Origin of the sequence: Bradyrhizobium cosmicum, from assembly GCF_032290525.1 — a bacterium.
GTDB classification, from domain to species: Bacteria; Pseudomonadota; Alphaproteobacteria; order Rhizobiales; family Xanthobacteraceae; genus Bradyrhizobium; species Bradyrhizobium cosmicum_A.
Window position 1 is genome coordinate 41,840 of record NZ_JASXTA010000012.1, and the last position, 12,653, is coordinate 54,492.

11 protein-coding genes are annotated in these 12,653 nt (G+C 64.1%); 3 read left to right on the forward strand and 8 right to left on the reverse strand.

The window, feature by feature from the left end:
* Nucleotides 1-76: 76 nt before the first annotated feature.
* The gene (locus QSV46_RS21595) at nucleotides 77-535 is read left to right on the forward strand and encodes a translation initiation factor 2 (protein WP_314956228.1); all 459 of its coding nucleotides are present in this window, start codon (nucleotides 77-79) and stop codon (nucleotides 533-535) included.
* Between the two features lie 70 nt (nucleotides 536-605).
* On the opposite strand, the gene clpA is transcribed toward QSV46_RS21595, so the two are convergent.
* The 3 genes from clpA to QSV46_RS21610 form a co-directional block, all read right to left on the reverse strand.
* Nucleotides 606-3,011 (reverse strand): ATP-dependent Clp protease ATP-binding subunit ClpA, encoded by a 2,406-nt coding sequence (gene clpA / locus QSV46_RS21600; RefSeq protein ID WP_314956231.1) that lies wholly within the window; start codon nucleotides 3,009-3,011, stop codon nucleotides 606-608.
* Nucleotides 3,012-3,296: 285 nt separating this feature from the next.
* On the reverse strand, nucleotides 3,297-3,629 hold the full coding sequence (clpS, locus tag QSV46_RS21605) for an ATP-dependent Clp protease adapter ClpS (protein WP_314956234.1): 333 nt from the start codon (nucleotides 3,627-3,629) through the stop codon (nucleotides 3,297-3,299).
* Between the two features lie 874 nt (nucleotides 3,630-4,503).
* Nucleotides 4,504-4,842, reverse strand: a complete 339-nt coding sequence (locus QSV46_RS21610) for a phasin family protein (protein ID WP_314956237.1) — start codon at nucleotides 4,840-4,842, stop codon at nucleotides 4,504-4,506.
* 388 nt (nucleotides 4,843-5,230) lie between these two features.
* Between QSV46_RS21610 and QSV46_RS21615 the strand changes: the two genes are divergently transcribed.
* Nucleotides 5,231-7,072 (forward strand): D-alanyl-D-alanine carboxypeptidase, encoded by a 1,842-nt coding sequence (locus QSV46_RS21615; protein ID WP_314956240.1) that lies wholly within the window; start codon nucleotides 5,231-5,233, stop codon nucleotides 7,070-7,072.
* Between the two features lie 224 nt (nucleotides 7,073-7,296).
* On the opposite strand, the gene QSV46_RS21620 is transcribed toward QSV46_RS21615, so the two are convergent.
* The 4 genes from QSV46_RS21620 to QSV46_RS21635 all read right to left on the reverse strand — a co-directional run bounded on the left by QSV46_RS21620 (nucleotide 7,297) and on the right by QSV46_RS21635 (nucleotide 11,079).
* Nucleotides 7,297-8,025: a DnaJ domain-containing protein gene (locus QSV46_RS21620; protein ID WP_314956242.1), complete on the reverse strand. Its 729-nt coding sequence runs from the start codon at nucleotides 8,023-8,025 to the stop codon at nucleotides 7,297-7,299.
* Nucleotides 8,026-8,093: 68 nt separating this feature from the next.
* The gene (locus QSV46_RS21625) at nucleotides 8,094-8,843 is read right to left on the reverse strand and encodes a VWA domain-containing protein (protein WP_314956244.1); all 750 of its coding nucleotides are present in this window, start codon (nucleotides 8,841-8,843) and stop codon (nucleotides 8,094-8,096) included.
* A 120-nt stretch (nucleotides 8,844-8,963) separates the two neighbouring features.
* On the reverse strand, nucleotides 8,964-9,824 hold the full coding sequence (locus QSV46_RS21630; RefSeq protein ID WP_314956246.1) for an alpha/beta fold hydrolase: 861 nt from the start codon (nucleotides 9,822-9,824) through the stop codon (nucleotides 8,964-8,966).
* 331 nt (nucleotides 9,825-10,155) lie between these two features.
* Nucleotides 10,156-11,079 (reverse strand): division plane positioning ATPase MipZ, encoded by a 924-nt coding sequence (locus QSV46_RS21635; protein ID WP_314956249.1) that lies wholly within the window; start codon nucleotides 11,077-11,079, stop codon nucleotides 10,156-10,158.
* A gap of 284 nt (nucleotides 11,080-11,363) precedes the next feature.
* On the opposite strand from QSV46_RS21635, the gene panC reads away from it, so the two are divergent.
* Nucleotides 11,364-12,215 carry a pantoate--beta-alanine ligase gene (gene panC, locus QSV46_RS21640; RefSeq protein WP_314956252.1) on the forward strand — a complete coding sequence of 284 codons (852 nt, stop codon included), beginning with the start codon at nucleotides 11,364-11,366 and terminating at the stop codon, nucleotides 12,213-12,215.
* Here the strand turns inward: panC and QSV46_RS21645 are convergent.
* Nucleotides 12,212-12,652: a DUF1489 domain-containing protein gene (locus QSV46_RS21645; RefSeq protein ID WP_314956254.1), complete on the reverse strand. Its 441-nt coding sequence runs from the start codon at nucleotides 12,650-12,652 to the stop codon at nucleotides 12,212-12,214. The two genes, panC and QSV46_RS21645, sit on opposite strands and share 4 nt — an antisense overlap.
* Nucleotide 12,653 lies beyond the last annotated feature (1 nt).

Below are 12,653 nucleotides of genomic sequence, written 5' to 3' on the forward strand. Positions count from 1 at the left end.
TAACTATCTGGACCAATGACATATTGCACTCGCGCCCTAGTTGCGCTTCACTGGCACGGGGAATTAGGGGCATTTCATGCGTTCATTTGGAATTGTGGCGCTCAGCGTCATGCTGGGCGGCTGCGCGTCCGTCACGCGCGGCACGACTGAAAATATCAGCATCTCATCGACACCATCAGGCGTGGAAGCCATGGTGTCCGGGCTCGAAGTGCCCACAACCTGCACCACGCCATGTGCCATCGTCGCCAAGCGTAGCGCCGACATCACGATCACCTTCGAGAAGGAAGGCTATCAACCCCAGACGGTGCAACTCACCAAGGAGGTTTCAGGTACCGGTGCCGCCGGCTTCGCCGGCAATCTGCTGGCCGGTGGCCTCATCGGCATGGGCGTTGACGCCGCAACCGGCGCGGCAACCGATCACAAGCCGAACCCGGTCATCGTGACGATGCAACCATCGGTCCCTGCACGCGCGCGGCCACCCGCGCCGAAGAAACCACGGCCGCCGGCAGCGCCCGCGCCTGACACCGGCACTTAGAGCCCTGCACTGGAACGTAAACAAAAAGGCCGGCTCTTGAGCCGGCCTTTTCGGTTTCATCACATATAGATCAAGCCTTGACCAACGGGCCCTTCGTCGGCCCCTTCGAGCCGCCAGGACCGCCCGGCTTCGACTTGCCCGGCGGACGCTTGCGGGCGCCTGGGAGCTTCTCCTGCTTCGGCGTGACCGGGCCATCGAGGAACTCGAAACCGATCTTGTCCTTGGTCTCGTCGGCCTCGTCCTTGACCAGAACGACGCGGACGTGGCCACCGCCCTTAAGCTTGCCGAACAGCACCTCATCCGCCAGCGGCTTCTTGATGTGCTCCTGGATCACGCGGGCCATCGGACGCGCGCCCATCTGCTCGTCGTAACCGTGCTGGACCAGCCAGGTCTTGGCGGGCTCGGACAGTTCGATGGTAACGTCGCGGTCGCCGAGCTGCGCTTCGAGCTGAAGCACGAACTTCTCCACCACCGTGCCGATCACCTCGACGCTGAGATGGCCGAACGAGACGACGGCATCGAGACGATTGCGGAATTCCGGCGCGAACTGCCGGTTGATCGCCTCGTGGTCGTCGCCTTCACGCTTGGATCGGGTGAAGCCGAACGCCTGCTTGGCGAGATCCGCCGCGCCCGCATTCGTGGTCATGATCAGGATCACGTTGCGGAAATTGACCTGCTTGCCGTTGTGGTCGGTGAGCCGGCCGTGATCCATGATCTGGAGCAGCACGTTGTAGAGGTCGGGATGCGCCTTCTCGATTTCATCGAGCAGCACCACGCAATGCGGATGCTGGTCGACGCCGTCGGTGAGCAGGCCGCCCTGGTCGAAGCCGACATAGCCGGGAGGCGCGCCGATCAGGCGCGACACGGTGTGCCGCTCCATGTATTCGGACATGTCGAAGCGCAACAGCTCGACGCCGAGGCTTGCCGCAAGCTGCTTTGCCACTTCCGTCTTGCCGACGCCGGTGGGACCCGAGAACAGGTAGCAGCCGATCGGCTTCTCCGGCTCGCGCAAGCCCGCACGCGCCAGCTTGATCGATGCGGCGAGCGATTCGATCGCCTTGTCCTGGCCGAACACGGTGCGCTTCAGGGTCTGCTCGAGATGCTTGAGCACCTCGGCATCGTCCTTCGACACGCTCTTCGGCGGGATCCGCGCCATCGAGGCGATCGTGGTCTCGATCTCCTTGATGCCGATCGTCTTCTTGCGCTTGTTCTCGGCGACCAGCATCTGCGCCGCTCCGGATTCGTCGATCACGTCGATCGCCTTGTCCGGCAGCTTGCGGTCGTGGATGTAGCGCGAGGAGAGCTGAACAGCGGCCTCGATCGCTTCGTTGGTGTACTTCAGCCGGTGATAGTCCTCGAAATACGGCTTGAGGCCCTTGAGGATTGCGATGGCGTCCTCGACGGTCGGCTCGTTGATGTCGATCTTCTGGAAGCGCCGCACCAGCGCGCGGTCCTTCTCGAAGTGCTGGCGGTATTCCTTGTAGGTCGTCGAGCCCATGCAGCGGATCGTGCCCGAGGCGAGCGCGGGCTTGAGCAGGTTGGAGGCATCCATCGCCCCGCCCGACGTCGCGCCCGCACCGATCACGGTGTGGATCTCGTCGATGAACAGGATGGCGTTGGGATGCGCCTCGAGCTCCTTCAGCACCTGCTTCAGGCGCTCCTCGAAATCGCCGCGATAGCGCGTGCCGGCGAGCAGCGTGCCCATATCCAGCGAGAACACGGTGGCAGCCGCCAGAACTTCCGGCACTTCGCTGTCGACGATGCGCTTGGCGAGGCCCTCCGCGATCGCGGTCTTGCCGACGCCGGCTTCGCCCACGAACAGCGGGTTGTTCTTCTGCCGGCGGCACAGCACCTGGATCGCGCGGTTGATCTCGGAATTGCGTCCGATCACCGGATCGATCTTGCCGTCGCGCGCCTTCTTGTTGAGGTTGACGCAATAGGTCTCGAGCGCCTCGCCCTTCTTCTTGGCGTCCTCGCTGCCCTTGGTCTCGGTCTCCTCGTCGACGCCGCGCACGGGGCGCGCCTCGGAGACGCCCGGTCGCTTGGCGATGCCGTGGCTGATGTAGTTGACGGCATCGTAGCGCGTCATGTCCTGCTCTTGCAGGAAGTAGGCGGCATGGCTCTCGCGTTCGGCGAAGATCGCGATCAGCACGTTGGCGCCTGTCACCTCTTCGCGACCGGACGACTGCACGTGAATCACCGCGCGCTGGATGACGCGCTGGAATCCGGCGGTCGGCTTGGCGTCGTCGGCGCCATCCGTCACCAGATTCTCGAATTCGGTTTCAAGATAATTGACAAGGCTCGTGCGGAGCTTGTCGAGGTCGACGCTACAGGCGCGCATGACGGCGGCTGCATCGGAGTCGTCGATCAGGGAGAGCAAGAGATGCTCGAGCGTCGCGTATTGGTGATGACGCTCGTTTGCGATCGCCAGTGCACGATGCAGGGATTGTTCAAGGCTTTGGGAAAAAGTCGGCATTCGCGTCCTCTATGGCCCCCACCATCATGATCGCCATCGCCCGGTCAGGCAACAACAACCTTTGTCACATATAGTTATACAAGATCGCGGCGAAAGACCGGTTCCGCGACTCGGCGGCGACATGCCTGCGGTATTCTCGATGCAAAACCCGTTCCGATTTGGGCGGGATTCGGCGCGGAGACAGATTTTCGCACGCTGGTCGACCGAAACCGACATCGCGCGCATATCACGCCACGATCACACTGCGACGTACACAAAGGCCGTCTGCGAAACGCGCAAGGCGTCTTATTTCTTCTCCATCACGCATTGCAGCGGATGCTGGTGCTTGCGGGCGAAATCCATCACCTGCGTCACCTTGGTTTCGGCGATCTCGTAGGTGAACACGCCGCACTCGCCGATGCCGTGATGATGGACGTGCAGCATGATCTTGGTTGCGGCCTCGACGTCCTTCTGAAAGAACTTCTCCAGCACATGGACCACGAATTCCATCGGCGTGTAGTCGTCGTTCAGGATCAGCACACGATACAGGTTCGGCCGTTTGGTCTTCGGTTTGACCTTGGTGATGACGGACGTATTGGGCCCCGTCGGTCCGCCCGTACGGTTCTCGTCATTGCTCATGCGAGGAGCGCGGGCAGCGGCTGGCGCGGAGAGATCTGGTCTGGAAGTCAGGTGCGGCATGGCTCAGGCGTTCAATTCCCCACGGAAGCGAGTGACGGTCGGCCGCGCGGCTCCTCCCTCCGGAGCCTCGCACGGGCGCACCGCCGTGTTGGATCGCCGCTTCCAACCAGTCCGGTCAGGCCCGGATCGATTGCTGGGAATATGGGCCTGCCCCCGGCTCGCCGCAAGCGTCGACGCACTGGCCAATCTGGCCGAGGCAATCCCGATTCCCGGTCCGGGCGATCCTGAGCAAGGTTAATCAATCCAGACCGATTTGACAAAAATTTCCGCCGCGACCGTTTAGAACGTCTTGAGCAGGAACCCGCCATCAAGGCGGCCGCGGCCGTTTCCCGCCGATATCTCGGGTTTTTTACGGTCCGGTTTATCTGCCGCTCAATCGCGTGGCGCCAAATCGGGCAAAATCACCGATCTTGAGGATCGCCATGTTCTGCCTGCCCGCCGCTGGCAGCCGTGTCGGTCGACAACTCGCGCGCGTTGGACGCGACCATGCTGACGGTCTCGACACGCAGAACCGCTGGTACAGCAAGGCCTCGCAAATTGACGCACGGCAGAAGCTTGCGACAACGCCGAGGCAAACATCACGATCCACACGGTGCAGGTGAATACCGGCAGCGATCCGCGTCGAGCGCGCGAGCAGCGCCCACAAATTCTGTCTGATGACGTCGGCGAGCCAGACCGTGTCGGTCCTCATGGACATCGGAACGTCGCTGTCGAAGCTGCGCGTGGCGCGCTGAAACAGATCTCGATCGCGACAAACACAAAAAAGCCCGGCTGAACCAGCCGGGCTTTTTGATTCCAGGACTTCCAGAAGGCGTTAGTTGGCGGCCGGCGTGAACTTCGACACGATGGTCTCGACCGGCTTGAACGCCTGCTTGGCAAGATCGCTGTAGAGGCCGGCGATCTTCTGCGATTCCGCAACGAAGGTCTCGTAGGCGGAACGGGCGAAGTCGGTCTGCGCTTCCATGGCCTTGTCCATCGACTTCACGCCGGAAAGCTTCTCGACAAAGGACTTGGTGTCTTCGAACGACTTCTTGGTGTAGTCGCCATACGCGCTGGCGATCGCCTGGAGGCCGTGCTGCACCGACGTTGCGGAGGCAACGCACTGCTCGAAGTGCTCTTTCCCGTAGCTCTGAAAGTCTTCAACCTTGAACATTTCGGAATCCTTTTCCCTGGCTCTTGGTCCGGAAGCCCGGCTCCCTGACTGCGCCCAAAATTAGTGCAACGCACAAAAAAGTCAAGAATCTTGTGCGACGCACAAATTCGGATGCAAATCGCGGCGATTCCCGGGGTTTCCCGCAAGGGTTCCTTAAGCTTTTGGAAACCGCGGACCCCTACGCTGATTCCCTGGACGTGTTCATCTTCAGCGAGCGTTCAAAAGCCGATTGAGAACATCACCTTAGCCAGAACAGCGGTTCAGGCCCAAGGTCCCCCGCAGTGAACACCAGCGGAGGGACAGCCTGAGCAGGTAATGATCCCGGCTCCAGTGGGCACAATTTCGCCTCACGGGCCGGTGATCAAGTCAGAAACGGGGACGGGGTTTCATGCTTCGTAAAAACTTGTCTTCCTCGCGCTTGGCGCGGGTCGGCGTTTTCGGACTTCTTACGGTCACCATCGCAGTCATCTTCACCACCGATGCTGCCGAGGCACGGCGTCACCGGCGCCATCACGCGCACCACCGGGTGCAGCGCGATGTGTCCGAGAGTTCTAGCCCGAAATTCGCGTCGATCATCGTCGACGCCAATTCCGGCGCCGTGCTCCACGGCACGAGCCCCGACGGGATCCGCCATCCGGCCTCGCTGACGAAGATCATGACGCTCTATCTGCTGTTCGAGCGCCTCGAGTCCGGCAAGATGAAGCTCGACACCGAGATGCCGGTGTCCAAGCACGCGGCCGATCAGGATCCGACCAAGCTGAACCTGCGCGCCGGCCAGACCATTCGCGTCGAGGACGCGATCAAGGGTCTCGTCACCCGCTCGGCCAACGATGCGGCCGTGGTGATCGCGGAAGCGATTGCCGGCGACGAGGACGACTTCGCCCAGATGATGACGCGCAAGGCGCGCTCGCTCGGCATGTCCAGGACCGTCTACCGCAACGCCAACGGCCTTCCCAACGACGAGCAGGTCACGACCGCACGCGACCAGGCCACGCTCGGCCGCGCCATCCAGGAACGCTTCCCGCGCTACTATCGCTATTTCGCGACCTCGACGTTCAACTGGCGCGGACAGTCGATCCGCAACCACAATCGCCTGCTCGGCAGCGTCGAGGGCGTGGACGGCATCAAGACCGGCTACACCCGCGCTTCCGGCTTCAACCTCGTGACCTCGATGCGCCGCGGCAACCGCCATCTGATCGGCGTGGTGCTGGGCGGCCGCAGCGGCGGCTCCCGCGACGCCATCATGCGTAACCTGCTCGCGGAAAATCTCGAGAAGGGCGCAACCACCCACACCGTCGCGGCGGTCACTGAGCGCAACGGCTCTGATGCCGCTGCCGAGGTCGCCGATGCCTCTGATACCCCGGCCCGCTCCGCTCCGCAGGTCCAGGCCGCTGCTGCCCCCGAACCCGCCCCGTCCCGCCTTGCCGCGCGCCTGTCGACGCTTGCGGCTGCGACTGCGGCGGTGCCGCCAGCTCAGCCCAGAGCGGAAATCAGCAAGCCCGAAGTTCGGCCGACTGAATCCAGGATCGAGCCCGCGCCACTCACCAATGGTGTGATTTCAAGCCAGCCGCTCTCGATCATCCCCGGCTCGTCCGAGCCGATGAAGCCGGTCCGGGTCAAGACCGTTCAGGTCAAGGCCGGCACCGTGAAGGTCGCCTCTGCCGCCCCGGCGCAGGTTGCACCGCAGGTCACCAGCACGATTGCGTCCCGCTCCGAGGTCGCGGAGACCTCCGGCGCCGTCGTCGCCCGCGCCGACCTCGTCAACAAGCCCGAGATCACGAGCCAGCCGGAAGCGCCGAAGGCCGAGATCGCCCGCGCCGAGATGCCCCGTCAGCCCGCCGGCTTCGGCACCGGCAACGGCATCCTCGGCGTGCTGCCGGCGGCAACCGCCGCGGCCCCTGCTCCGGCTCCGAAGCTTGCCTCCGCCGATCCGACGCCGCATCCGATCCAGATGAGCGCCACCACCAAGCCGGTCGTCGCCCACAGCGGCTGGATCGTCCAGGTCGGCGCGCTCGAGAGCGAGAACGAAGCCCAGCAGCGCATCGACGCCGCGCGCAGCTCGGCCCGCGGCCTGCTCAGCAAGGCCGACCCGTTTACCGAGCCGGTCGTCGCCAAGGACAATCGCAAGCTTTACCGGGCCCGTTTCGCCGGGCTCGAGCGCGACCAGGCCGAAGCCGTCTGCCGCGCCCTGAAGCGCGCCGACATCTCCTGCATCACCGTCCGAAACTGATCGTTCGCACCGCTCCAATCAAAATGCCCGCGCCTCGCGCGGGCATTTTTGTTTTGGGGATGCGGAGCACGCAAAGTCAGTTCCACGACAACCTCTCGTCAACAATTTACGGTTAAATTTTTGCTCAAGGGATCGACCACGCCGACAATGGCGGGCATCGGGGCGACGGCAAACAGAGCAAGCGGAGCTCACACGGTACTGGCGTTTGTAGCGTAGTGCTGGAGTTAGCCGTTATGCGTGCGAAGCAGAGTATCCTTGGCCTCGTTCACACGGGCAGCGAGATACGTCGAGCCCCCCTGGTCGGGATGGAGTTTCTTCATCAGGGACTTGTGAGCCCGGCTGATGTCGTCGCGCCCCGCGCCCGGCTGCAAGCCAAGGATCTGATAGGCTTCCTCCGCCGTCATTTTGCCGCTCGACGCCGTGCGGCGCTGCCGCCCTGCCGCATCGCCCTGCGCGTTCTGACGCCAGGCGGGAAACCGGCGGTCCAGATAGCTTTCAAGTAGGGCCACGCTCTCGGCGTCGAATGCCGGGGCCATCGAAAGCAGCGCGGCGAGATCGAACTCGTCGAGGTCGCGCCCGGCGTGAGGCCCGGCAACGATCCGGCCAGCGAGCTGGCCGGAATCGTGATCCAGCCGCATGTCCAGGAATGGCGAGCGCACACGCGAGGCTTGACCGGTCGGGCGCGTCGCGCCGCCGCCGCCAAACAGCCCGCCGATGTTGCCGAAGGCGGCATTCGACAGCGGCGTCCAGCCGAGCAGCCCGGCACCAAAAATCCCAAGCGGGATCGCGACCGCCAATTCGCCGCGCAAGCCCGTGAACGCCGCGACCGCCAGCGCCACCACGCCGCCACCGAACTTGATGGTGCGTGCCAATACCGCCGGATTGGCGGAGCGGAACATCTGGAGCAGCAGATAAAGCGTGATAATTGCGACGGCGCCGGCGATCAGGGTCATGGCCGGAATATAGTCGCCCTGCTGTCAAAAAGCATGGTGTCCTTGTCCCGCCTCGGATCGCGCCGGTGCTACTTCATCTGGCCGATCAGCTTTGCCGCGCCGCCCGCGCTCTGCGCCAGTTTCAGCAGCGCCTCCCGGCCGCCGGCGGCATAGGCCGCGGCAGCGCGCAGCAAGTCGCGGAGCTGCGCCGCCGCGCCGGGATCGAACCGGCACCAGGCCCCGCCGGTCAGGCGCGCGATCTCGCGAAAGGCCCGCTCGGCCACGGCGTCGTCGCCCTCCTGAAACACGAACACGGGCACCTTGAGCATGCCGAGCTCGCCCGCCTTGGTGCAGAGCTCGTCGAGCTTCTCCTCCATGGCGTCGCCGACGAACACCACGGCGCGCACGCCGGATGCCACCGCCTCGCGCCGCACATCGCTCAGCACCTTGCCGATCTGGGTGTCGCCGCCGCGGCAGTCGATCCTGCTCATCAGCGTCGCGAGCCTGGCACTGTCCGAGATCCAGCCCGAGGCGCGGCACTCGCTGAGGCCGCGATAGTAGACGAGCCGGATATCGAGGCTGCCGACGGCTGCGGCCTCGCGGAACATGTCCGCCTGAAGTGCGCAGGCCATGTCCCAGGTCGGCTGCCGGCTCATCGTCGCGTCAAGCGCGAAGATCAGGCGCCCCTTCGCGCCGGGCGCATGCGGCGAGAGCGCACGCGCCCTGGCGACGAACGCGGCGATGTCCTCGGACGCCGAGGTCCCGGCTTGCGGCACCGAGCCCTCTTGCTGAGCCGAGACGGCATCGCGGCCGCGCGGTTTGATGGGTTCGCCCGGCATCCTGCTTGCACCTTGTGAGCGGCTAATGTGGATAGCGCATGCTGCCCGGTCAATGTGCAAAGCCTCCGCCGGCGGGTACCGACGGAGGCTTGGAAGCCGTGCTTGAGGATCAGAGCGGTGTCAGCTTTTGGCAGGCGCCATCAGAGCGACCGGACCGGGCTCGAGAATGTTCGGCGGCGAAGAGCGGGTGTCGACGGGCGCGACCGCGCTGTCGGTATCGCTCAGGAACCTGTCGAGCATGCCTTGGATCGAGTTCTTGGCCACGTCCGGACCGGTGTCGCGCATGTCGTTGTGCTGGAATTCGGTCTTCACGACCTGGATGCCGGCCTTCTCGCATTCCTCGTCGGTCGGGATCACGCCCGCATCAGCCTTGAACTGCGGATCTGTGGAACGGAACGACAGGATCTTGAACTTGCCGGCGGTGACGAAGGGCACGCGCAGATTGTCGAGCGTGACGACCTTCTTGACCTCGTCCGGATACTGCTTGGCGAAATACATCGTGATGTCGCCGCCCATGGAGTGGCCGACCATCGTCACCCTGTCGTAGTCGGCGTTGGGCTGAACCTTCTTCATTTCCTGCATGGCGAGATGGATGTTGGCGACGCCGCGCAGGATCTGCGGCAGGCGGCCGACATAGAGCTCGCCGGGCTTGGTCACCATCGGAGGATCGGTCGGCAGATCATGCTGCGGGCTCACGACCATGTAGCCGCGCGCCGCAAAGATGTTGGCGAGGAAGCCGTATTCGGTGTTCTTGACTGTGTTGCCGTGATTGATCACGGCGACCGGCAGCGTGATCATGCCGGCGTTGGCCTGCATTTCCTTGTCGCGGCGCACCGCGATATCGACAGGCACGGGACGGTTGTCGCGCGAAGCGTCGTAGAAGGTGATGGTCTCGTGCTTGATGGCCCACTTGCTCGCCGTGAAATAGGCGACGCCGCAGAGGGCACTGACCGAAACCAGAACGGCAATTCCACGCTTCATTTTCGTCCTCAGCCTCAGGCTCTTGTGGCCTGAATCCCTGTTGAAAATCGTGTTCTCTAGGGCTCTTCGGCCCCTGGTCGCCTATTCGCTAATATATGTCACAGCCGCGTGACAGGAAGGCTAAATATTGTGAACCGGCAGCCCTTTCATTGTGCGCCGCACACGCTTGTTGGGCATCCCCTTTCATACGGCTACGTCAGGATGCAGGTCACCATCCGACGCAACCGGTCTCGATTGGGTTCAATTTCGCAGTAAACACAAGGTGAAACGGCCGAGCGCGGACTCAGTTCCAGCGGGAACCGGCGGCAGGAAGTAGCGCTATACCGCCGCCTCAGGCGCCGAGGATGTCGTGGACCTCGAGCGGCTTGTCGACCTGACTGAACCACTCGGCGCGATTTGCCGCACGGCGGCGGCCGCGCTCGTCGAGCGGCAGCTTGAGCTGGCGGAGCAGGCTCGTCACCTCCTCCCGCGCGGTGAGATGGCCGAGATTGGGCCGCATGCCGAGCGTCGCCTCGTCGATCTCGTCGAGCGCGGTGAGGCCACGCGGGAAGAACTCGCGGTAGACGACGCGCTCGGCGAAACCGTCGACGTAGCGGAAGCCGAGCCGCAGCGACAGATCCTTCAGGCCCTCGGCGACGAGCTGCTTGTTGCGGGAGCCGAGCATCGACAGACGGTTGCGCACCACGATCCAGTCGGTGCTGGAGCCGTCGAGCTGGCGGCGCTTGCGCCTGACGTCCCGCACCATCTCGGCATAGTGGCTCTCGCCCGTGACCGCGTAGTTGGCAGGATCGACGGTGCCGAGCACGTCGAAATCGAGGAAGCTGTCGTTGATCGGCGTGACCAGCGTGTCGGCCATCGAGTGCGCAAGCCGCATCAGGTAGCTATCGGTGCCGGGCGTATCGATGACGATGAAATCGAAGCTGCTTTCGACCGCCGAGACCGCCTCCATGAATTGCTGGAACTCGGAATTCTCGTTCTCGGCGATCTGCATGGTCTCGCCGAGCTTGATGCAGCGGTGCACCGGCAGTTCGAGGTCGAGCTTGGTACGGCGCGCCCAGGCGGAGCGGTTGTTGATGTAGTGGGTGAAGCTCTGCTGGCGGCAGTCGAGATCGATGGTGGCGACGCGCTGGCCGGCCTTCAGCAGCGCGACCGCGATGTGCAGGGCCGTGGTCGACTTGCCGGAGCCGCCCTTCTCGTTGCCGAGCACGACCACATGCGCCGAGCCGGATTGGCCTTGGCTAGCCTGCACAAGCATAGTGATCCCCAACGCCCCTGACGAATATCTTCGAGTTGACCGCGTCTGCGGTCAAGTGAAATGCGTGACATGAAATGCAATTCGCACTGCGCCGTTCTTCATCATGAATCACGGCATCGATGCGCGTCTGTGATCCAGCCCACAATGTCGCGACATCGTGCGCGGCCTGGCGCGGGATGCTGTGCCGCATCCGGATGCATGGCGTCCACGATCGCCGCTTGTTAAGGTTAGCCGGCCGGGCGCCGGGATGCGCCCGCCTCCTATCCCAACCCTGTCGAGTTCTGATGCCACCAAGCCCCTTGATCGCCCGCACGGTCCCCGCCTTGCGGCGCGCCATCGACAATCTTCGCAAGCGAAAGGCCACGATCGCGCTGGTTCCGACCATGGGGGCGCTCCATGACGGGCATGTGTCGCTGGTGCGCCTCGCCAAACGGCGCGCCAGCCGCGTCGTGGTGTCGATCTTCGTCAATCCGACCCAGTTCGCTCCGACCGAGGATTTTGGTGCCTATCCGCGCACCTGGAAGGCCGACATCACCAAGCTTGCGGCCGAGGATGTCGACATCGTCTGGCGCCCCGGCGTCGAGGCCATGTATCCGGACGGCTTTGCGACCCGCATCGTTCCGGAGGGGCCGGCACTCGCGGGACTCGAGGACCGCTTCCGCCCGCACTTCTTCGGCGGCGTCGCCACCGTCGTCGGCAAGCTGTTCACGCAATGCCGGCCGGACTTTGCGATCTTCGGCGAGAAGGACTTTCAGCAGCTGCGGGTGGTCTCGCAGATGGCGCGCGACCTCGACCTCGGCGTCAAGGTGATCGGCTCCCGCACCGTGCGCGAGCGCGACGGGCTTGCGATGTCCTCGCGCAACGTCTACCTCTCGCCGGAGGAGCGGCAGACCGCCACCGTCCTCTACCGTGCCATGAAGGACAGTGCCGGCCGCATCCGGGCCGGCGAAGCGATCAAGCCGGCGATCGCGCGCGGTGCCGAGACGATCAAGGCGGCCGGCTTTGCCCTCGACTATTTCGAGGTCCGCCACGCCGAGACGCTCGCGCCGGTCACATCACGCAACGACGGCCGCTTGCGGATCCTGGTCGCAGCCAAGCTCGGCGCGACCCGGCTGATCGACAATATCGCGGTCTAGAGCAATCCGAGATCGCGCAGCTCGCGCCGCATCGGCTCCGGCATGGCCGCGATCGAGCCTGCGGCGGACTTGCCGAGATCGAGCGGCACGGAATCGTCGGTGAGATAGCGCCAGCCCTGGAACGGGCGCATCGGCCGCGGCGACACCGCGATCACCTTCGGCTGCATCACGATGCGGCAGCGCCCGATGCCGTCCTTGTCGCGGAACGGCTCGATGCCGATGATCTTTTCGCGGGCGGCGATCTCGCCCTTGATAACCCAATAGAGCGACCCGCCCGACAGGATCTCGGTGTCGCGCTTAGGCACCATGCGGGTGATGTGGATGTGATGTTGCGGCAGACCCTTCTTCCTGGCGGTCTGCATCCGTTCGGCAATCCACCCCTTCAATTCCTTGACGGAGTCGCAGCCGACGGCGAGCTTGATCAGATGTAGCGGCATG

Bases quoted from the DNA above. Each gene is read 5' to 3' on its own strand.
- panC (WP_314956252.1), top strand. From the start codon at position 11,364: ATGCCACCAAGCCCCTTGATCGCCCGCACGGTCCCCGCCTTGCGGCGC.
- QSV46_RS21620 (WP_314956242.1), bottom strand. From the start codon at position 8,025: ATGACCCTGATCGCCGGCGCCGTCGCAATTATCACGCTTTATCTGCTG.
- QSV46_RS21645 (WP_314956254.1), bottom strand. From the start codon at position 12,652: ATGCCGCTACATCTGATCAAGCTCGCCGTCGGCTGCGACTCCGTCAAG.
- clpS (WP_314956234.1), bottom strand. From the start codon at position 3,629: ATGAGCAATGACGAGAACCGTACGGGCGGACCGACGGGGCCCAATACG.
- QSV46_RS21610 (WP_314956237.1), bottom strand. From the start codon at position 4,842: ATGTTCAAGGTTGAAGACTTTCAGAGCTACGGGAAAGAGCACTTCGAG.
- QSV46_RS21625 (WP_314956244.1), bottom strand. From the start codon at position 8,843: ATGCCGGGCGAACCCATCAAACCGCGCGGCCGCGATGCCGTCTCGGCT.
- QSV46_RS21635 (WP_314956249.1), bottom strand. From the start codon at position 11,079: ATGCTTGTGCAGGCTAGCCAAGGCCAATCCGGCTCGGCGCATGTGGTC.
- QSV46_RS21615 (WP_314956240.1), top strand. From the start codon at position 5,231: ATGCTTCGTAAAAACTTGTCTTCCTCGCGCTTGGCGCGGGTCGGCGTT.
- QSV46_RS21630 (WP_314956246.1), bottom strand. From the start codon at position 9,824: ATGAAGCGTGGAATTGCCGTTCTGGTTTCGGTCAGTGCCCTCTGCGGC.
- clpA (WP_314956231.1), bottom strand. From the start codon at position 3,011: ATGCCGACTTTTTCCCAAAGCCTTGAACAATCCCTGCATCGTGCACTG.
- QSV46_RS21595 (WP_314956228.1), top strand. From the start codon at position 77: ATGCGTTCATTTGGAATTGTGGCGCTCAGCGTCATGCTGGGCGGCTGC.